The organism is Streptomyces sp. NPDC003300 (assembly GCF_040610915.1).
GTDB lineage: Bacteria > Actinomycetota > Actinomycetes > Streptomycetales > Streptomycetaceae > Actinacidiphila.
Map to the genome: position 1 here is coordinate 38,978 of NZ_JBEXNE010000013.1, position 21,131 is coordinate 60,108.

A 21,131-nucleotide genomic window follows, 5' to 3' on the forward strand; every position below is an offset into this window, starting at 1 on the left:
CGAATGTCAGAGTTGGTTGTCGATGAAGTCGAAGAGGTCCTCGTCCGAGACGGTTTCGAGGCCGCCGCCCGGCAGTGCCGGGCTCAGGAGCCGCCCCGGTCCCTCGCCGCCGTCGCGCAGCCGGCTCAGCGCCGCCTGGAGCAGCGCCTCGGTGCGGTCGCGCTCGTCGGGATCGGCCGGGCCCTCGGCCGCGGCGCCGCCGTCGAGCAGCGCGGACAGCGCGTCGCCGAGGGTGCCCCACAGCCGGTCGCCCACCGGTACGGGCTCGGCCGGTGCGAAGTCCGCGGCGAGCCGGGCCGCCACGTCCGCGACGGTCGGGTGGTCGAAGGTCAGCGTCGCCGGGAGCGGCACGCCGGTCATCCGGCCCAGGCCCTCCTGGAGTTCCACGGCGGCCAGCGAGTCGAAGCCCAGCTCCGTGAACGGCCGGTCGACCTCGATCCGGTCGGCCCTGTCGTGCCCGAGGACGAGCGCGGCGCGCTCCCTGACCAGGTCGAGCAGCACCGCGTGCGCCGCCTCCCGGTCGAGCCCCGCCAGCTTCCCGGCGAGTCCGCCCTGACCCGCGGCGGGCGCGGGCGCCGTCGCACCGGTCGCGGCGGCGGGCCGGACGGAGGCCGTCCGGCGGGCCGGGCGCGGCGCCGGCACCAGGCCGCGCAGCAGCGGCGGTACGGGTGACCCGCTGGAGGCCGCGCGGGCCCGCAGTCCGGTCAGGTCCCAACGGGCCGCCACCGTACGGCCGCCCGCCAGGTCGGCGGCCAGCGCCGCGTCGAAGAGCGCCAGACCCTCCTCCTGGCCGAGCGGCAGCGTGCCGATCCGTGCCAGCCGCGCCTGGTCCACCGCGCTCAGCGCCGTGGCCATCCCGGCCTCCGCGGACCACAGGCCCCACGCGACCGAGGTCGCGGGCAGCCCCGCCGCCCTGCGGTGGACGGCCAGCGCGTCCAGGAAGCCGTTGGCGGCGGCGTAACCCGCCTGCCCCGCGGTCCCGAGCACGCCCGCCACGGACGAGTACAGGACGAACGCCGCCAGCGGCAGGTCCGCCGTCGCCTCGTGCAACAGCCACGCCGCGTCCGCCTTGGGCCGCAGCACATTCCCCAGCCGCTCACCGTCGAGCCGCGCGACCACGCCGTCGTCGAGCACGCCCGCGGTGTGCACCACCGCGGTCAGCGGCTTGTCGTCCGCGATCGAGTCCAGCACCGCGGTCAGCGCCGCCCGGTCCGCCACGTCGCAGGCCGCGACCCGTACGGCAGCGCCGCGCGCTTCGAGCGCGGCGACCAGCTCGTCGGCCCCTTCGGCCGCCGGGCCGCGCCGCGAGACCAGGAGCAGGTCCCGCACGCCGTGCCGTGCCACGAGGTGCGCGGCGAGGCGCGCGCCGAGTCCGCCGGTACCGCCGGTGATCAGGACCGTGCCGGTGCCGAGGGCGCTTCCGGTGTCCGGGGTGTCCACGGTCCGCGCGCCGTCGACCGGCTCGGTGCCGGTGCCGGTGTCGGTGCCGGTGCCGGTGTGGGTGTGGGTCTCGGTCTCGGTCTGGGTCTCGGTCTCGGTCTCGGTCTCGCGGAGGGTGAGCCGGGGGACCAGCAGGGCGCCGTCGCGGACGGCCGTCTGCGGCTCCGCCTGGTGCAACGCGGCTGCCAGCAGCGGCCATTCGTCCGGCGCCGTACCGCTCGCGTCGGCCAGGGCGAAGGCGTCGGGGTGTTCGGTCTGGGCCGACCTGATCAGGCCCCAGAGCGGGCCGCCGGTCAGCGAGTCGGGGTCGGCGAGGAAGAGCAGCCGGGTGCCGGCCAGTTCGGGGTCGGCGACGCGTCGCCGTACGAGGTCGAGGGTGTCCGCGAGGACGCGGCGCACGGTCGAGGGGAGGCCGCCGGACGCTGCCGGTTCCTCGGATGTCGGGCCGTCGGATGTCGGGCCCTCGGGCGTCGGGTCCTCGTGTGCCGGGTCCTCGGGTGCCGGGATGACCAGGACGGCCGGGGCCGCGCCCGTGCGGGGGGTGTCGAGGTCGGCGAGTACCGAGGCGGGGCGGCCGGAGGAGCGCAGGGCCGCGGCCACGGGTTCGGCGGCGGCGGAGCCGAGCACCGCCCAGGGCGCTGAGTCCTCGGAGGACGGGGCCGGGGACGCGGCGGCCGGGACCCAGGCGATGTCGTACAGGCCGATGTCCTTGGGGGCCGAGGTCGCCGTGAGGCCGAAGCCCTCGGGGGCGTTGCGCATGCTCACCGTCACCTCGCCCACCGGGCGTCCCGCCGTGTCGCACAGGGACATCCGGGTGCCGTCGCCGGAGGCGTCGCTCGCGGTGAGCCGTACGCGCAGGGCGTCGGTTCCGGGCGCGGGGACGGTGACGGACGTGAAGGAGAAGGGGACAGGGCGGCCCGCCGACGAGGCGTTCCTGGCCTCCAGGACGAGGATGTGCAGGGCGGCGTCGAGCAGGGCCGGGTGCACGGCGAAGTCGGCGGCGGCGGACCGTACGTCCTCGGGCAGCCGGACCTCCGCGTAGAGGTCGTCGCCCGCACGCCAGGCGCCGGTGAGGCCCTGGAAGGCGGGGCCGTAGCCGTACCCCGCGGCGGCGAGCCGCCCGTACACGTCGGTGAGGTCGACCGTCTCGGCTCCGGCCGGCGGCCAGACCGCGGCCCAGCCGTCGTCGGGGGCGGCGTCCGCCGAGGCCGTCAGGTGGCCGGTGGCGTGCGCCGTCCACGGCGCGTCGGTGTCGTCGGCGGGCCTGGCGTGCACGGTCAGCGCGCGCCGCCCGTCCGCGTCCTCGCCGCCCACGGCGACCTGGACCTCGACCGCGCCCAGTGGCGGCAGGACCAGCGGGGTGAGCAGGGTGAGTCCGCCGACCGCCTCGGCCCCGGCCAACTCCGCCGCCTGGAGGGCGCATTCGACCAGCGCCGTACCGGGGACGACGGCGGTGCCGCCGATGGCGTGGTCGGCCAGCCACGGCGTGGAGCGCAGCGAGAGCCGTCCGCCGAGCAGGTGGCCGCCGTCGGCCGCGACGGTGGTCGCGCGGCGCAGCAGCGAGGTGCGGGCGGTCGAGCCCGCGTCGGGCCCCGCGTCGGTGAGCCAGAACCGGCGCCGGTCGAAGGCGTAGGTGGGCAGCTCGGTACGGGCGCCGTCCGCCGCGGTGGCGGCCCAGTCGACGGTGGCTCCGGCGGCGAACGCCTCGGCCAGGCCCCGCAGGAGCGCGTCCTGTTCGTCCCGGCCGCGCCGGACCAGCGGTACGACGCTGCCGGGCCGCCCGGCCAGGCTCTCGCGGGCCATCGGGGTGAGCACCGCCTGCGGTCCGACCTCGAACAGCACGCCGGTACCGGCGGCGGCCAGCCGGTCCACGACCGGCGCGAAGAGCACCGTCTCCCGGATCTGGTCCACCCAGTAGGCGGGGTCGGTCCAGGAGCGGTCGGCGCCCAGGGCGGCCTCGTAGGGGAGTTGGGGTTCGGCGAGGGTGGACGCGGCGATCTCCCGCCGGAAGGCGTCGAGCGTCGGGTCCATCAGCGGCGAGTGGAAGGCGTGGCTGACGGTGAGCCGCTTGGTGCGGCGGCCCGCGTCGGCCCACTGCCGCGCGATGGCCTCGCAGGTCTGCTCCTCGCCGGAGATCACGCAGCTCAGCGGGCCGTTGACGGCCGCCAGGCCCACGGCCCGCGCCGCGTACCGCGGCTCCGCCAGCGTGCCGCGGATCTCCTCCTCGCTCGCGGCGACGGCGAACATCGCGCCGCCGCGCGGGAGTTCCTGCATCAGTCGGCCGCGCGCGGCCACCAGCCGTACGGCGTCGGCCGGTTGCCACACCCCGGCCGCGCAGGCCGCCGCGTACTCGCCGACCGAGTGCCCCGCCACGACGTCGGCCTCGACGCCGAGGGAGCGCAGCAGCCGCCACGCGGCCGTCTCGAAGGCGAAGAGCGCGGGCTGGGTGTAGCGGGTCTCGTCCAGCAGGACCGCGTCGGGTCCGTCGGGCTCGGCCCACAGCACCTCGCGCAGCGGGCGGTCGAGGTAGGGGTCGAAGGCCGCGCAGATCTCGTCGTACGCCGCCGCGAACACCGGGAAGGCGGCGTGCAGTTCGCGTCCCATGCCGAGCCGCTGACCGCCCTGCCCGGTGAAGAGCAGCGCCGTCCGGGCGCGGCCCCTGGCCGTACCGGAGACGGTGCCGGGCCCGGCCGGGTCGCCGTCGGCGAGGGCGCGCAGCCCCGCGATCAGCTCGTCGGTTCCGGCGCCGAGGACGACGGCGCGCTGCTCGAAGACGGTACGGGCGGCCAGCGTGCGGGCGACGTCCTCGGGACGCCTGTCGGCGACGGCGCCGGTCAGCCGCTGGGCCTGGTGCCGCAGCGCCTCGGGGGTGCGGGCGGTGACCGGCCAGGCCAACAGGCCCTGTGCCGGAGTTTCCTGACGGTCCGTCCGCTCGGCGGGAAGGTCGGCCGCGGCCGGTTCCTCCACGACCACGTGGGCGTTGGTGCCGCTGATGCCGAAGGAAGAGACGGCGGCCCTGCGGACCCGCTCCCCGCGCGGCCAGGCCCGCTGCTCGGTGAGCAGCCTGATCCGTCCGGCGTCCCAGTCGGCGCGCGGCGTCGGCTCGTCGGTGTGCAGCGTGCGCGGCAGCGTCTCGTGGCGCAGCGCCTGCACCATCTTGATGACGCCCGCCACACCCGCGGCGGCCTGCGTGTGACCGATGTTGGCCTTCACCGAGCCGAGCCAGACCGGTCGCGCGGCGGCGGGGTCGCCGCCGCCCGGGGCGCTGCCGTAGGTGTCGATCAGCGCGTTGGCCTCGACGGGGTCGCCGAGGGAGGTGCCGGTGCCGTGCGCCTCGATGGCGTCGACGTCGTCGGCCGTGAGCCGCGCGTCGGCCAACGCCTGGCGCACGAGGGCGCGTTGGGCCTGACCGTCGGGCGCGGTGAGGCCGTTGCTCGCACCGTCCTGGTTGACGGCGGTGCCGCGGATGACGGCGAGCACCGGGTGGCCGTTGCGGCGGGCGTCGGAGAGCTTCTCCAGCAGCAGCACCCCCGCGCCCTCGGAGAAGGACGTGCCGTCCGCGTCGGCCGAGAACGCCTTGGCCCGGCCGTCCGCGGCGAGTCCGTGCTGCCTGCTGAACTCCACCAGATTGCCGGGCGTCGACATCACCGTCACGCCGCCCGCCAGCGCCATCGGGCACTCGCCGCCGCGCAGGGCGCGGACCGCCAGGTGCAGGGCGACCAGGGAGGACGAGCAGGCCGTGTCGACGGTCAGCGCGGGGCCGCGCAGGCCGAGGGTGTACGCGACCCGGCCGGAGATGACGCTGAGCGCGGTACCGGTGAGCAGGTGGCCGTCACCGCCGCCGTTCGGCCGGTGCAGCGGGGGGCCGTAGTCGGAGGCCATCGAGCCGAAGAAGACGCCGACCGGCTGCCCGGCGAGCGTGGCCGGGTCGATGCCCGCCCGCTCGACGGCCTCCCACGACGTCTCCAGCAGCAGCCGCTGCTGCGGGTCCATGGCGAGCGCCTCGCGGGGGCTGATGCCGAAGAAGGCGGCGTCGAACTCCGGTGCCTCGTGCAGGAATCCGCCGCCGACGGTGGTCAGGGCGCCGGGCCGGTCGGGGCCCGCGCCGAGCAGTGCGTCCAGGTCCCAGCCGCGGTCGGCGGGCAGCCCGGTGACCGCGTCGGTGCCGTCCGCGACGAGCTGCCACAGCTCCTCCGGGGTACTGACCCCGCCGGGGTAGCGGCAGCTCATGGCGACGACGGCGATCGGCTCGGGCGCGTCGGGGTCGACGCTGGAACCGGCGGACGTACCGGTGTCGGCGGCGGTGTCGGCGGAAGTGCCGTCGCTGGTCACGCTGTTGGGGGCGGGCCGCACGCCCGCGCCGTCCGCCTCGGGCGTCCGCGGCGTCAACCGCGCTGTCAGCTCGGCCAGTCGCTCGGCCAGCCGCTTCGGCGTCGGGAACTCGAAGAGCAGCGTCGTCGGCAGCTTCAGACCGGTGGCGTCCTTGAGCCGGTTGCGCAGCTCGACGGTGCCCTGCGAGTCCAGGCCGAGGTCCTTGAAGCTGCGGCGCGGGTCGATCGCGCTGCCGTCCGCGTGCCCGAGGACCGCGGCGGTGCTCGCGGTGACCAGATCGCGTACGGCCTCGGGAGTGCGGACCGCCACGGGCGCCGGGGCCGGGTCCGAGGGGCCCGCGGTGCCTGCGGCACCGGGACCGGCCGCCGCGCCGAGGATCGGCGCCCCGCCCAGCCAGTGCCGCTCGCGCTGGAAGGCGTACGTGGGCAGGTCCGTCGTACGGGCTCCCGGTACGGCCGCGACGGGCGCCCAGTCGACGTCGGCGCCGTGTACGTAGGCACCGGCGAGGGCGCGCAGCACCTGCGCGAGGCCGCCCTCCTCGCGGCGCAGGGTGGGCACGGAGGCGGCCTCGTGGCCCGCCTCCTCCGCGGTCTCCTCGATCGCGTGCCGCAGCACCGGGTGCGGGCTGCACTCGACGAACAGGCCGTTGCCGTCGGCGAGCGCGGAGCGGGTGGCGTCGGTGAAGCGGACGGCGTGGCGCAGATTGCGGTACCAGAAGTCGCCGTCGAGCTCCGAGGTGTCCTCGACCCGGCCGCCGGTCAGCGAGGAGTAGAACGGGGTGTCGACGGCGACCGGCCGGACCGGTGCGAGCACGTCGAGCACCTGCTCGCGGATGACTTCCACGGCGGGGGAGTGCGAGGCGTAGTCGATCTTGAGGACCTTGGTGCGGAAGCCGTCGGCGTCGAAGCTCGCGGCCAGCTCGGTGAGCGTGTCCAGGGGGCCGGAGACGACCGCGGAGGTGGGGCTGTTGAGCACGCTGAGGGTCGCCGCCCCGTAGGCCGCCAGCCGTTCCTCGACCATGGCGAGCGGCGCGGACACCGACAGCATCCGGCCGCCGGTGACCTGGAGCAGCACCTGGCTGCGCAGGGCCACCACGCGGGCCCCGTCGTCCAGGGAGAGCGCGCCGATGACGGTCGCGGCGGCGATCTCGCCCTGCGAGTGGCCGATGACGAAGTCCGGTTCGACCCCGGCCGCGCGCCACACCTCGGCGAGCGAGACCATCACGGCCCACAGCGCGGGCTGCACCACGTCGAGCCGCTCGAAGCCGGGCGCGCCGGGCGCACCGCGCACCACGTCCAGCAAGTCGTAGTCGGTGTACGGGGCCAGCGCGCGGGCGCACTCGGCGATCCGGTCGGCGAACGGGCCGTCGATCTCCAGCAGTTCGCGCGCCATGCCCCACCACTGGGAGCCCTGGCCCGGGAAGACGAATCCCACGCCGCCGGTCGCGGTGTGCCCGGTGATGACCTCGCTGTGGGGTCGGCCCGCCGCCAACTCGCCGAGCAGCGTGTCCAGTTCGGGGCGGCCCGCGCCGAGGACGACGGCGCGGTGGTCGAAGGCCGAGCGGGTGCGCAGCAGGGACAGCGCGACGTCCCGCGCCGGTACGTCGGGGCGCGTGGCGAGGTGGGCGGCGAGCCGGTCCGCCTGGGCGGTCAGGCCGCGCGGGGAGCGGGCCGACAGGAGCCAGGGGGTGGTCGGGGCCGCATCGGCGTCGCAGTCGCGGCGGACCTCGGGGCTGTCGTCCGCGACGGTCTCGTCCGGCGTGGTCTCGTTCGGCACGGTCCGGGGCGCCACGGTCTCGTTCGGCGTGGTCTCGTTCGGCACGGTCCGGGGCGCCGCAGTCCCGTTCGGCGCGGTCTCGGGCGCCGCCGCCAGGATCAGGTGGCAGTTGGTACCGCCCATACCGAAGGCGCTGACGCCCGCGGTCGGGCGGCTGTCGGGGGAGCCGGGCCACGGACGGGCGGCGGTGACCACCTCGATGCCCTGCTGCTCGGCCGCGATGGCCGGGTGGAGCGAGGTGAAGTTCAGGCTGGGCGGGAGCGTGCGGTGGCCGATGCTGAGCGCCACCTTCAGCAGACCGACGATGCCGGCCGCGCCCTCCAGGTGGCCGACGTTGGTCTTGGCCGAGCCGACCAGCAGCGGCGGGGCGCCGTGCGCCACCCGGGACTCGGTCTCCAGCGAGGCCCCGAGACCGGCCGCCTCGATCGGGTCGCCGACCGCCGTACCGGTGCCGTGCAGCTCCACGTAGGCGATCTCGGCGGGCGCGACTCCCGCGTCGCGGCAGGCCAGCCGGACGACCTCGCGCTGCGCCTCGGGGTCGGGAACGGTCAGGTGCTCTCCTGTGCCGCTGTTGACGGCGCCGCCGAGGATGACGCAGTGCACGGTGTCGCCGTCGGCGAGCGCGGCCGACAGCGGCTTGAGGAGCACCACACCGCCGCCCTCGCCGCGTACGTAACCGTTGGCCCGGCCGTCGAAGGTGTGGCAGCGGCCGTCGGGGGACAGGGCGCCGAAGCGCTCCAGGGCCCGGTCGCTCTCGCCGAGCAGATTCAGGTTCACCCCGCCCGCCAGCGCCGTCCGCGCGGTGCCGCGACGCAGCTCCTCGCAGGCCAGCCGCACGGCGACCAGGGCGGAGGACTGGCCGGAGTCGACGGTGAGGCTGGGGCCGCGCAGGCCGAGCAGGTGCGAGACCCGGTTGGCGATGATGCTGCGGTGGGTGCCGGTGACGCTGTGCCTGCTGATCCCCTGGCCGCCGAGCCGGTCGTGGACCAGCGCGTAGTCGCCGGTGATGGCGCCGATGAAGACTCCGGCCGCCGTGCCGTGCAGGGTCGAGGGGACGATCCGGGCGTGCTCGATCGCCTCCCACGCCAGCTCCAGGACGAGCCGCTGCTGCGGGTCCATCGCCGCGGCCTCGGCCGGGGAGAGGCCGAAGAAGGCGGCGTCGAAACGGTCCACGTCGGCGATGTATCCGCCGCGCCCGGCCCGGCCCGTGCCGTCCGCGGCACCGTCCGCCGTCGATCCCGCCGTACCGTCCGCCTGGCGCCGGTCCGCCGGGGCCTCGCCGACCGCTTCGCGGCCTTCGCTCAGCAGCCGCCAGAACTCCTCGGGGCTCTTCGCGCCGGGCAGCCGGCAGGACATGCCGATGACGGCGACCGGCTCCGCGGCCGTGGACCGTTCAGTCAGAGCGGACATGACCCACCTTTCGAGGATTGGCTGTTCCAGAACGCATCGCCCGGCATCGCACGCACCGCGCCGCATTGCCGTGAATTTCTTCTTCGTGTTTCTCTTCGCGGGTCCTGACGGTTCGGTAAACGCATTCCGCTGCTCAGGACCGGGAAATACGACCGGGGCGGCCGGCGTGGTCTTCACCGGTGGCCCCGGCTGTTCCGGGCATGGCAGAAGCGTGGACTCCACGGCCCTGGCGGGTCAAGGAAGTTCGCTCCGAACGCGGTGGCAGGGAATACCGCGAACTTGATGCCAACGCGCGCGTATGGACAAGGAGAAGCGACCCATGAATAAGTGTGTGATGCGGCGAAAGGGCCGCCGGAAAACCGTCAGGAGCGATGTGCGGGAGGAGGTGAAGCAAATGCGCAAGGTGGTCTGTACGCGGGTGGTCTGCACCCGGGTCGTCTGCACGGCCGTGAGCCACGCGCGCGGCACCGTCTGTCGCTGAGCCGTCGCGTTCCACGCTCCGCGCAGCTCGTCACCTTCCTCCCCGCGCCGACGGGCGCGGGGGGAGGGGCCGTACGCGAACCCGTAGCGCGGCCCGGAGCCCGCAGCCCGCCGACCACCGATCACCGACCGCTTTTCGGCGCACGACCGCCGCACGCCTGCCGCACGCCTGCCGCACGACCGCCACCCCGAAACCCCGTCGGCGCCTCACCTCGCGCCGCGCCACCGCCGCACACCACGCCGGACCACCGCCTCACGCCATGCCTCGTGCCCCACCTCATGCCACGGAGGGACCATGCCCGTCGACGCCCCGCTCACCTTCGGCCAGTTGTCGACCTGGCGATCGATAGAAACCTTCGCCACCGACCGGCTGATGGAGGTGAACGTCCCCGCGCTGTGGGACGTCGAGGGACTTCAGGCGCCCGCGATCGACCGTGCCCTGCGCGTCCTGACGTACCGTCACGAAAGCCTGCGGACGACGTTCCACACCGATGCCGACGGCCGGCCCTTCCAGCGCGTCCACCCCGAAGTCCCGCTCCGGATGGACCGGTTGGACCTGCCGTCGGTGACCCCGCAGGACGGCGCGCGGGTGCTGCGCGAGCTGTACGCGCGGCCCTTCCCCGTCGTCGGCGACCCCGGCTGGCACGGCACGCTGATATGCGCCGCGGGCCGCCCCCGCTATCTGGCCGTGTCGATGTCGCACATGGTGGTGGACGTCTGGGCGATCCGCGAACTGGAAAGGCAGCTCAAGGAGTTGGCGGCCAGGGGCGGCGGGGACCCGGCGGCCGACGGCCGGCCGGGGCCCGCGCCGCGCGAGCTGGCCGTCCTCCAGCACGGCGACGCCTGGGCGGGCCACCGCCGCGGCGCCGAGAAGTACTGGAAGAAGATCCTGGCGGGCGGCCCGCTGAGCAATCTGCCCGCCCGGACGCCCGGTTCCGACGAGCGCCGCATCCAGGCGACGTTGCGCTCCCCGCGGCTCGCCGCGCTGGTCGCGGACGCCGCCTCCGCACACCGGGTGTCACCGCAGAGCGTTCTGACCGCGCTGACCGGCGCGGCCCTTTCCGGAGTGCTGTCCCGGAACCGGATCATGCTGAGCCTGATGTGCGCCAACCGCTTCGACCCGCTGTGGCAGCCCGTCGTCAGCACCATGAACCAACTGGTGCCGCTGCTCTGCGCGGTGGACCCGGACGCGCCGCTGTCCGGCTTCCTCAAGCGCGCGCATCTCAGCTCGCTGCTGGCCTACCGCCACGGCAGTTACGACGTCGACGCGGCGGCGCGGCTGGCCGCCGAGGCACCGGGGCCGGACGGCTCGCTCTTCGTCCACGACTGCTGGTTCAACTACGTGGCGGAATCGGAGCCGTCCGCCGACGTACCGTCGGCATCGTCACCGCCGCCCGTACGGGCGCGGGACCGGGCCGATGTCCCGTCCGGCGCGTCCCTGACCTGGACGCCCCCGGCCCGCGAGGCGGGTCACCCGTTCTATCTCCGGGTCAACGCCGAAGGGGCTCACCAGGTGGAGCTGACGCTGCGGTCCGACCCCGACGTGCTCGGCGAGGAGGATGTCACCGCCGTCCTGCGGACCATCGCGCTCGGGGCGCTGCGCGCGGCCACCGAGCCGGAGGCCACGGTCGGCGCCCTGCTGGACGACGGACGGGCGAGGGGGGAGCTGGGAGCCGATCTGTTCCCGCGTCAACCGGCCCTCGCCAAGGGGTAGTCGCGGTGCCTCAGGCGCCGCGGTAGCTCAGGAAGGAGTGCGTGGAGACCACGATCGGCAGGTGGATGTCCGCGTCGGACTCGGTCACCCGGAACTCGACGATGGCCCGGGGGTGCAGGGGCAGCGAGCCGAGGACGGCGTAGTACGCGTCCAGGTCGCAGACCACCTGGTAGATGCCCGGCTGGATGTTCCGGTCACCGAGCATCGCCAGCCGGCCGTCCTGACCGGTGCGCCCGCGCACCAGCTCACGCCAGTCGTCTCCGGCGGGCTGGCGCAGCAGGACGTCGACGTCCGCTGCCGGTACGCCGAACGCACTGTCCACGATGTGCACGCAAAGACTCACGGGTCCCGCCTCCGGGTTCGGGCGCGTCTTTTGCGGTGTCGCGCCTGGGTGGCCACGACGTTGGGGGATGCCCCTATCGTTCCGCCATCGCTCCGGCGGCCCGGGACGATAGGACCGGCGGCCCCCGACGATAGCGAAACGAGGGCGGGGCGAGAGCCGGACCGCCGCGCCGAGCCCCGCGCCGACCTGCGGCGGTCGGGTGAGAGCGACGTGATAGCGACCGTGATAGCCGGGCGAGGACGGACCGAAAGCGGTCCACCGAACCATGAAGTCATCGAGCCACCGGGACACCTGAACCGGCGGCCCCACAGACTTGGAGATGGCATCATGACGGTTCGCGCCTTCCGCCGCAGCATCACCGCCGCCGCCCTGCTCGTCACCCTCACGGGCGGCGTCGCCGTCGCGGTCACCTCGACGCACTCGTCCACGAACGGCCACACCTCGGTCGTACGTGTCGACGGCGGAACGCCGAAGCCGACCCCCACCCCCACCGCCTCCACGGACAACACCATCTGGGACTGACCTCCGCCGCGGCCCTCGCGGCCCGGCACCCCGTACCACCGCACCGCGCACCATCGCTTCCCCAGCTCCACCCCACGACGACCGCCGCTCGGTCGGCCGGATGAGCCCTTTCTCACGGCGCCCCGGTTCGATCCGGCGAATCGTCTCCCCACGAAGCCCGTGCCGACACGGGCATCCCGCACCGTCGGAGATCCGGCACCCCCACCCGCCCGCGCTCTCGGGTACCTCCGCACGATGACGCCCGTGACCCCGGGCCGCCCACACGGCTGGGCGCCTTCCATCCCGTGACACCCGGTGCTACCGGCTGCCCGGATTCTCCCTGCCCGCACCGGCGGGCGCCCCCGCTCCACGACGCCCGGTCGGCCGCACCTTCACGCCGACCGGAAACACCGCCGACCCGGCAGGCCCCCTGCCGGGAGCTGGCGTTCCCCCAACTCCCCGGCGACTCCTCGGCCGTTCAGCTGTGCAGCTCGGCCTCCGCCGGAAGCTGCGCCGCCGCGACACCCGCGTCGGCGCCCCCGTCGGCCAGCGTACGCAGCAGCCGCCGCACCTCCTCGACCAGCGCGACACCGCCCTTGTCCGTCCGCAGCCCGGTCAGCATGCCCGCCGCCGCCTGCCAGTCGGCACGCGCGCCCTGGGGACGGCCGGACGCCGCGTGCACCCGGCCGCGCAGCACCATCGCGCGCGCCTTGTCCAACGTCGCGCCGATCGCCTCGAAGCCGGTCAGCGCGCGCTCGACGTACTCCGGCGCCGCCTCGACGTCCGAGGTGAGCAGCGCCTCGGCGAGCGCCAGCGCGATCCGGCTCTCCACCATGCGGGCGCCGGCCTGTACCGCCAGTTCGAGCGCCTCGGTCAGCATCGCCCGCGCGGAACCCGGCTCGCCGCGGCGCAGGTCGACCGTCGCCAGACCCAGCAGCGCGTAGCACTCGCCGACCTTGTCGCCGGTCACCCGCACACTGTCCAGCACACGCGTGTAGGCGACATGCGCGTCGTCCAGCCGCCCGACCCGCAGGTGCAGCGCACCCAGCCGGTTCTGCACCTGAGCGGTGACCCGGCGGTTGCCGACCTCGTGGCAGATCGCCTCGGCGCGCTCCAACAGCCGCAGGGCCGTAGCCGTTTCACCGCAGTCCACGTGCACCTGGGCCATGTTGTGCAGGACGTGCGCCTCGGCGATCCGGTCGCCGGTGACCTGGAAGACGCCCAGCGCCTCCTCCCACCGCTCCTGCGCCGACGCGATGTCACCGGTCAGCCGGTCCAGATAGGCCATGTTGCGCAGTACGAGCGCCGCGCCGTGCTCGTCGCCGAGTTCGTGGTAGAGCGTGTGCGCCCGCTCGAACTGCCGCATCGCCGGGTCCGTGCTCTGCTCGAACATGTGCAGTGAGCCCAGCGAGTAGCGCATCGCCGCCTCGCCGTGCTGATCGCCCGCCCGGCAGGCCGCCTTGAGCGCGATCTCGTGCGTCTCACGCCAGTTGCCGAAGTACGAGTACGCCTCGAAGAGCGTCACCGAGCTGAGCGCCAGGTCCCAGCAGTGCTCGACCAGTCCGGCCGCCGACGCCTGCCGCACGGCCGCCACGATCGACGTACGCTCCTGCTCGTACCAGGCCAGCGGGTCGGACAGCAGCCGCTCCACCAGACGGTCGGGCAGCCGCCAGCGCTCCGCCGAACTGCGCCGTTCCAGATAGCCGCCCGCGTACTCGCGGCGGTGCGCCTCACCGGTCAGCGACAGCAGCGCGCCGAGCCAGCGCTCCAGCGCGCCCAGCCGCTCCTCGGAACTCTCCTCCGCCAGCCGCTCCTGCGCGAAGGGCCGCATGATGTCGTGGAAGCTGTAGCGGACATGGCCGCCGGGACCTGGCGTGGCGTCGATCAGATACGCCTCCGCCAGGACTTCGAGCGCCTCCTGCGCGCGCAGCACGTCGACCTGGAGCAGCGGGGAGCCCACCCAGGCCGCGAAGTTGGGCACGTCGAGCAGGGCGAGACGGCGGAAGAGCAGCCGGGCGTCGTCCGGCAGGCTGTCGTACGTCAGCGAGATGCTGGCCCTGACCTGCATCTCACCGTGGTTCAACTCGTCCAGCCTGCGGGACTCGTCGAGCAGCCGGTCGACGAGGTCGGCGACGCTCCAGTGCGGACGGGCCGCCAGCCGCGCCGCCGAGATCCGTAACGCCAGCGGCAACCGGCCGCAGAGCTGGGAGAGTTCGGTGACGCTCTCCGCCTCCGCGACCACCCGCGCCTCACCGATGTAGCGGGCGAGCAGCGCGGCGGCCCCGCTCTCGCTGAGCGCGCCGATCTCCACCCGGCCCGCGGTGGGCAGTCCGGTGAGCCGCTGACGGCTCGTCACGATCACCGAGCAGTCGGCGCTTCCGGGCAGCAGCCAGGTGACCTGACGCTCCGTCATGGCGTCGTCCAGCACGACCAGTACGTGCCGCCCGCTGACCAGGTCGCGGAAGAGCTCGGCGCGTTCCTCAAGGGACTTGGGCAGGCTGGGGCCGACGACACCGAGCGCCCGCAGGAAGCGCTCCAGGATGTCGGACGGGTTCGCCGGACGGTCGCCGACCCGCAGGTGCGCGAAGAGCTGGCCGTCGGGGAAGTCCTGGGTGAGCAGGTGCGCGACATGCACGGCCAGCGTCGTCTTGCCCGCGCCGCCCTGTCCGACGATCACGCAGACGGGCACCGCCTGGTCGCTGCGGTGGCGCTGGTCGCCGCCGATCTGCCGCACGATGTCGTTCACGGTCTCGCTGCGGCTGGTGAAGTCCGGGATGTCGGCGGGCAGCAGGCTCGGCGCGCGCCGCTTGGGCTCCTCGGCCGGCGGCTGGTGCGGCGACTGCCCTTCGGCCTGGCCGCGCGCCTGGTCCGAGGCGCCCTCCGGGTCGGCGCGGGCACCGGGCATGGGGGCGCCCGCCGAGGTGGGCGGCCGGGCCGACTCCGCGGGCGCGCTGCCCGTCGGATCGTCCCGGTCTCCGTACCGGTCGTCGCGGTCCCGCTCCATGCGGTCCCACGGATCGCGCCGGGGTTCGTCGCGCCGGTGTTCGTCCGCGCGGTATTCGTCACGGCGCGGGTCGTCCCGCCCGTGTTCGTCCCGCCCGTGTTCGTCGCGGCGCTGCTCGTCGCGTCGGCGTTCGTCCCGGCGGTAGTCGTCCCGGCGGGGGTCGTCGCGCCTTTGATCGTCGCGCCGCTGGTCGGCCCGGCGCTGTTCGTCGCGCCGCTGGTCCTCCCGCCGCTGGTCGTCCCGGTGTTGGTCGTCGCGCCGCTGGTCTTCGCGGTGCTGCGGCTGACGCCCCTGACCGTCGTGGTCCCGGCTGTCCCGGCTCGTCGAACGCCCCGACGTCGTCTCGTCCGGCTCCGCGCCCGGCAGCGAGAACGTACCGGCGAGCATCGCCCGGTGCAGGCCGCGCAGTTCACTGCCCGGGTCGATGCCCAGTTCGCTCTGCAATTCCTCACGCACCTTGCGGTACGCGTCCAGCGCCTCCGCCTGCCGCCCCGCCGCGTAGAGCGCGATCATCAGGAGCGCCCTGAAGTGCTCGTGCAGCGGATACTCGGCCGCGAGGGACGTCAACTCGCCGATCAGCCGGTGCTGTTCACCCGCGATCAGCCCGGACTTCAGGCTCTCGCCGAGCACGGCGAGCCGCCGCTCGTTGAGCCGCCCCACTCCCTGCTGCACCAGCGTGCTGTCCACGTCGGCGAGCGCGGGACCGCGCCACAGTTGCAGCGCGTCCCGCAGGATGCGGGCCGACCCGGCCGGGTCCCCGGCCGCCAACGCCGCCTGCCCTTCGTGGACTTCGGCCTCGAACCGGTGCAGGTCGAGCGTGCCCGCGGGGACCCGCAGCAGATAGCCGGGCCGTCGGGTCTCGATCAGGTCCTCGCCGCCGCCCGCGAGGATGCGCCGCCGCAGGTTGGAGATACAGATCTGGATCTGCCCACGCGAGGTCGCCGGCGGGTCGTCGCCCCACACGGCGTCGATGAGCCGTTCCACCGGGATCACATGACCGGCCTCGATGAGCAGCATCGCCAGTACCGTCCGCTCGCGGGCACCGCCGAGTTGCACCGGGCGCCCGTTCGCCGAGACTTCGAGGTGCCCGAGTATGCAGAACTCCAACGATTTACCCCCGGCTACTGTCGGTAACGGAGCGGGTGAGTGCGCTGTCCCGCCGCGCGAGGCCCCGGTGTGCGCGGCGGGCCTCTATTGCGTGTACTCCGTGCCGCTCAATTGGACGAATTCTCATTCATGACGCAGCACAAATCAAGATGTCCATAGCAGCATGGTTGATTTCGAAGAGAGCCACTGGGGTGAGTGGGGCGCGTGTGACATGAGTGCGTCATCGACTTCCTCCCGGGGCCGCACTTCGGCGCCGATCCCCGCCGCGCGCCGGCCCGCCGCCTTGTGTCGCGACACTCCCCGTAAGTAGCGTCCTGTCCGTCTTTCCCCGTCACATACGGCGACGTTCCGGCTGCGAATCCGGTATGTCCGCCCGTGGGGTATCGGTCATGCGCTGTCCCCCCTGCCCGCCCGGCCCGCGGCCCTCGGCCGGACCCGCCGGAGACCCTATTGGCCGCCTCCGGATCAATGTTCAGAACACCCGGATGGTGTGAGAATGAATGAATTCACGCCGTCATTCCCTTGAATCCTGTACGAGTTTCCCGAATGGGTCCTTTACTGGCTCTTCGCAACCGTGTACTGCCACTTCGGGAATCCGCGGCCATTGGGCATATGCGCCGGTCCTGTTCCCCGGCCCCGCTCCTCGGGCCGCTCACAGCCCCCGCGACGGCGGTCGGGGACCCCGCCGGGAGGCGGGTGGTCCGCTTTTCGCGATCATCATAAACGCCCCCGCCCGCGTCGGCCGACGTCCCCCGGTCGGACCGTTGTCGCGGGCCGCGCGGACGGGGGCGTGTTTCGATGACGAGAGCAGCGGGCGCACGGATCGGGCAGCCGACGGGCGCGGGCCGGGCGGCGGACGGGCATGCGGGTCGAGCGGAGCCGGGAGGTGGGACATGGCGGTCGAGGCGGCGGTGGAGCGGACGGGCCCCGGCGGCGGACGGCCCCCGGTGATCCGTACGGTCGGGCTCACCAAGCGGTATCCCAAAGCGCCCGTCATGGCGGTCGACGGCCTCGACCTCGAGGTCTACGCCGGGGAGTTCTTCGGACTCCTCGGACCCAACGGCGCGGGGAAGACCACCACCATCGGCATGCTCGCCACGCGCGTGGTCCCCACCGGCGGGAAGGCGTACGTCGGGGACATCGACGTCGTCGCGCAGCCCGCGCTGGCCAAGCAGGTCATCGCGGTCGTGACGCAGCAGAACACCCTGGACCGCTCGCTGACGGTGTGGGAGAACCTCTACTACCACGGGCTGCTGTTCGGGATCTCCGCCGCACGGTCGCGCGAACTGGCCGACGAGTCGTTGGAACGCTTCAGTCTGTCGCGCTGGGCCGCCTCTCCTGTGGGCAACCTGTCGGGCGGCATGGCGCAGCGGCTGCTGGTGGCGCGCGCGATCATGCACCGCCCGGCCGTCCTCTTCCTGGACGAACCGACGGCCGGTCTCGATCCGCAGAGCAGGCTCGCGCTGTGGGAGATCCTGGCCGGGCTCATCGCCGACGGCCAGACCATCGTGCTCACCACGCACAACATGGAAGAGGCCGACCAGCTCTGCGACCGGGTGGCGATCATCGACCACGGGAAGATCCTCGCCCTCGACACACCGGAAGCCCTCAAGCAGGGAGTCGGCGCCGACACCATCGTCACCGTGCTGGCCAGTGGCGACCACGAAGCCCTCGCCGCCCGCCTCACCCGGGACATCGAGGGCGCCGTCCGCACCCGGCTGGTCGACGGCGGCGTCGAACTCCAGGTCCAGGGCGACGAACGCCTGCTGCCGCGCGTGGTCGCCAGCACCGAGCGGGGCGGCTTCGAACTGGTCGACCTGTCGATCGTGCGCAGCTCCCTGGAGACCGTGTTCATCAGCCTCACCGGCAAGGAGCTGAGGGAATGACCGCACCACCGGCCGGACCCTCGCAGCCGCTGTCCCCGACGCACCGCCCGGTCACCGTACGGCCGAGCCGTTCCGTGGCCGCCGCCAGCCGTACCGCCCTCGGCGCGCTCGTCCGGCGGGACCTGCGGGTGCTGTGGAAGAGCTTCGGGCAGTTCGTCGCCCGGACACTCGTCCAGCCGTTCCTGCTGGTCTTCGTCTTCCTCTACGTCTTCCCCACCATCGGGCAGGGCATCGGCGGCGCCGGGGGATCGACGGGCGAGTCGGACTTCGCCACCGTCCTCGTGCCCGGCGTCGTCGCCATCAGCATCATGTTCCAGGGCATCCAGTCCGTCGCGATCCAGATGTCACAGGAGTTCGGCTACACCCGCGAGATCGAGGACCGGGTGCAGGCGCCCTGCCCGATCTGGCTGGTCGCCGTCGCCCGCGTGCTGTCCGGCGCCGTCCAGGCCCTGATCTCGGCGGTCATCGTCTTCCCGATCGCCGCGGTCGTCCACGCGCCCGGCGTCCACGCCCATCTCACCGTCCACTGGTGGATCGTGGTCACCCTGATCCCGCTCGCCTGCGTCGCCATGACCTCGCTCGGCCTGATGCTCGGCACCACCTTCCAGCCGCAGAACATCGGCGTCATGTTCGGCTTCGTCGTCCTGCCCCTAGTCTTCCTCGGCGGCACCTACTACCAGTGGACGAAGCTCTCCCTCGTCCACCTCGGCGGCTTCCACTGGCTCCAGATCCTGGTCCTGGTCAACCCGCTCATCTACATCACCGAGGGCATGCGCGCCGCCTTCACCGAGTCCACCCACATGTCGCTCTTCGCCGTCTACCCGGTCCTGATCGCCGCCTGCGCCGTCTTCCTCACCCTGGGCCTGCGCAACTTCCGGCACCGCGTGCTGTCCTGACCCACGGACGGACGGGCGGACGGGCGGACGGGCGGACGGGCTCACGGGTTCACGGGCCCACGGGCGGACGGGTTTACGGACCCGCGAGCCGCGGCCGGTGCGGCCCGCGCGGCCGGTAAATCAGTCGGCACGTTCGGGGCACGTGGCTATGCTGACGATCGACAACAGCACCTCCCGGTGCGCAGGTCGCGGTTACTTCTTTGTGGTAGAACCACTTCGGTGGGCGGGGTTCGAACCCCGCAGAACCGCGGCCGTCCTGATCTCGGGGGGCGCAGCATCGGCGGTGTCCGGTGCGCGGACAACGGGTACTTCCACTGTTCATGGTGAGACGTGGGTTCGAATCCCACCGGGGCGTGAAACCCCGTAGCTCAGCGGCCCAGAGCGCATTGTTCCCGTCGTCGACCCCTGATCTCGGACACCGCCCCGCTGGGCTTCCCCTCCGACGCGGGGGGACTCTTCCATGTCTCGTTTCAATCAGCGCGGCGTCAAGCCGCGGGTCACGTCGCCCGTGACCACGTCCGGCGCGCGGACCGTGACGGCGGAGGGCGGCTCCGGCCACCTGCGCGACCCGCGGTCCGAGCTCTTCCTGCTCGCGATATCCAACGTCGTGGGCACCGACACCTTCTACGAGAAGGGCGGCGACCGCGACGACCGGTACCAGCGGCTGGTCCGCCGACTGGCGATCGAGGACCCGCGGTGGACGGCCGCGCTCCTGGCCTGGCTGCGCGGTGACGGCAACATGCGCACGGCGGCGCTGGTCGGCGCCGCGGAGTTCACCGCCGAGCGGCTGCGCAACGACGCGCCCGGCTACTCCCGGCAGGTCGTCGACTCGGTGCTCCAACGGCCCGACGAGCCCGGCGAGTTCCTCGCCTACTGGACCTCGACGTTCGGCCGCCGGCTTCCCAAGCCCGTCAAGCGCGGTGTCGCCGACGCCGTACAACGCCTGTACAGCGAGCGGTCGTTGCTGAAGTACGACACTGAGTCCAAGGGCTACCGCTTCGGTGACGTCCTCGAACTCGTCCACCCCTCGCCTGCCGCCGACAAGCCCTGGCAGGGCGACCTGTTCAAGCACGCCATCGACCGGCGACACGGCCGCGGCGACGACATCCCGGCCGCGCTGCGGATCGTCCGCGGCCGGGCCGAGCTGATGGCCGTGCCGGTCGGGAACCGCCGCGGCCTCCTCGGGAGCGGTGGCGGTGACCGGACCGACGGCACCGACGGCACCGACGGCAGCAGCCGTATCGCCGCAGCGGGCATGACGTGGGAAGCGCTGGCGGGCTGGCTCCAGGGCCCGATGGACAAGGCTGCGTGGGAGACGGTCATCCCGTCGATGGGTGTCTTCGCGCTGGTCCGCAACCTGCGGAATTTCGACCGCGCCGGGGTGTCCGACGAGGCCGCGGCGCAGGTCGCGGCCACGATCTGCGACCCGGAGCGGGTGGCGCGCTCGCGCATGCTCCCGTTCCGGTTCTGGGCGGCCCACAAGCACGTCGAGTCGCTGCGCTGGGGTCACGCGCTGGACAAGGCGCTGAACCTCTCGCTCGCCAACGTGCCCGCGCTGCCCGGCCGCACGCTGATCCTGGTCGACCGCTCGCCGTCGATGTTCCCCGGCTTCGGCTTCTCCACGCCGAACAGCTCGGACATCACCCTGGCCGAGCAGGCCGCGGTCTTCGGCGCCGCCCTGGCGGTACGCGCCGCCGACCCGACCCTGATCGAGTTCGGCATGCGCAGCAGGCCCGTCGCCGTGCCGAAGGGCGGCAGTGTCCTGCGCCTGATCGAGAAGTTCGGCCGGATCGACGGCACCGACATCCCGTCGGCGGTCAAGGCCCACTTCCGTGGCCACGACCGGATCGTCGTGGTCACCGACGAGCAGACCAGGCCCGGCTGGTTCCCGTCCAACGCCAGTGGCCACGGCGGCATGCGCGAAACGGAGATCGACGCCCTCGTCCCGAAGAACGTGCCGGTCTACATGTGGAACATGGCCGGCTACAAGGCGGGCGCCATGCCCTCGGGCACCGGCGACCGCCACACCTTCGGCGGCCTCACCGACCACGCCTTCGGCATGATCCCCCTCCTGGAGTCCGGCCGCTCCGCGTCCTGGCCCTGGGAGCGCTGACTCCGCCTGACCGCACCCCGAGCGGGCGGGCTGCGCTGACTCCGCCTGACCGCACCCCGAGCGGGCGGGCTGCGCTGACTCCGCCTGACCGCACCCCGAGCGGGCGGGCTGCGCTGACTCCGCCTGAGA

At 73.6% G+C, this 21,131-nt stretch carries 8 protein-coding genes; 5 read left to right on the forward strand and 3 right to left on the reverse strand.

Annotated elements, in window-relative coordinates; all coding sequences use genetic code 11:
* Positions 1–6: 6 nt before the first annotated feature.
* A complete protein-coding gene (locus ABZX65_RS20125) occupies positions 7–8,958 on the reverse strand; it encodes an SDR family NAD(P)-dependent oxidoreductase (RefSeq protein WP_355341428.1) in 8,952 nt (2,983 codons plus the stop codon).
* 775 nt (positions 8,959–9,733) lie between these two features.
* Here ABZX65_RS20125 and ABZX65_RS20130 point away from each other — a divergent pair.
* Complete coding sequence (locus ABZX65_RS20130) at positions 9,734–11,152, forward strand: condensation domain-containing protein (RefSeq protein ID WP_355341431.1); 1,419 nt, start codon at positions 9,734–9,736, stop codon at positions 11,150–11,152.
* Between the two features lie 10 nt (positions 11,153–11,162).
* Here ABZX65_RS20130 and ABZX65_RS20135 read toward each other — a convergent pair whose 3' ends face one another.
* Complete coding sequence (locus tag ABZX65_RS20135; RefSeq protein WP_355341434.1) at positions 11,163–11,762, reverse strand: hydroxyisourate hydrolase; 600 nt, start codon at positions 11,760–11,762, stop codon at positions 11,163–11,165.
* 60 nt (positions 11,763–11,822) lie between these two features.
* On the opposite strand from ABZX65_RS20135, the gene ABZX65_RS20140 reads away from it, so the two are divergent.
* Positions 11,823–12,017 carry a hypothetical protein gene (locus ABZX65_RS20140; RefSeq protein ID WP_188281614.1) on the forward strand — a complete coding sequence of 65 codons (195 nt, stop codon included), beginning with the start codon at positions 11,823–11,825 and terminating at the stop codon, positions 12,015–12,017.
* Positions 12,018–12,474: 457 nt separating this feature from the next.
* Here the strand turns inward: ABZX65_RS20140 and ABZX65_RS20145 are convergent, their stop codons facing one another.
* The gene (locus tag ABZX65_RS20145; RefSeq protein WP_355341438.1) at positions 12,475–16,107 is read right to left on the reverse strand and encodes a BTAD domain-containing putative transcriptional regulator; all 3,633 of its coding nucleotides are present in this window, start codon (positions 16,105–16,107) and stop codon (positions 12,475–12,477) included.
* 893 nt (positions 16,108–17,000) lie between these two features.
* Here ABZX65_RS20145 and ABZX65_RS20150 point away from each other — a divergent pair.
* The 3 genes from ABZX65_RS20150 (at position 17,001) to ABZX65_RS20160 (ending at position 21,002) form a co-directional block, all read left to right on the forward strand.
* Positions 17,001–17,993, forward strand: a complete 993-nt coding sequence (locus tag ABZX65_RS20150) for an ATP-binding cassette domain-containing protein (RefSeq protein WP_355341441.1) — start codon at positions 17,001–17,003, stop codon at positions 17,991–17,993.
* Positions 17,990–18,889, forward strand: a complete 900-nt coding sequence (locus ABZX65_RS20155; protein ID WP_355341444.1) for an ABC transporter permease — start codon at positions 17,990–17,992, stop codon at positions 18,887–18,889. The genes ABZX65_RS20150 and ABZX65_RS20155 overlap by 4 nt, the downstream gene beginning before the upstream one ends.
* 460 nt (positions 18,890–19,349) lie before the next feature.
* A complete protein-coding gene (locus ABZX65_RS20160; RefSeq protein ID WP_355341448.1) occupies positions 19,350–21,002 on the forward strand; it encodes a TROVE domain-containing protein in 1,653 nt (550 codons plus the stop codon).
* Positions 21,003–21,131 lie beyond the last annotated feature (129 nt).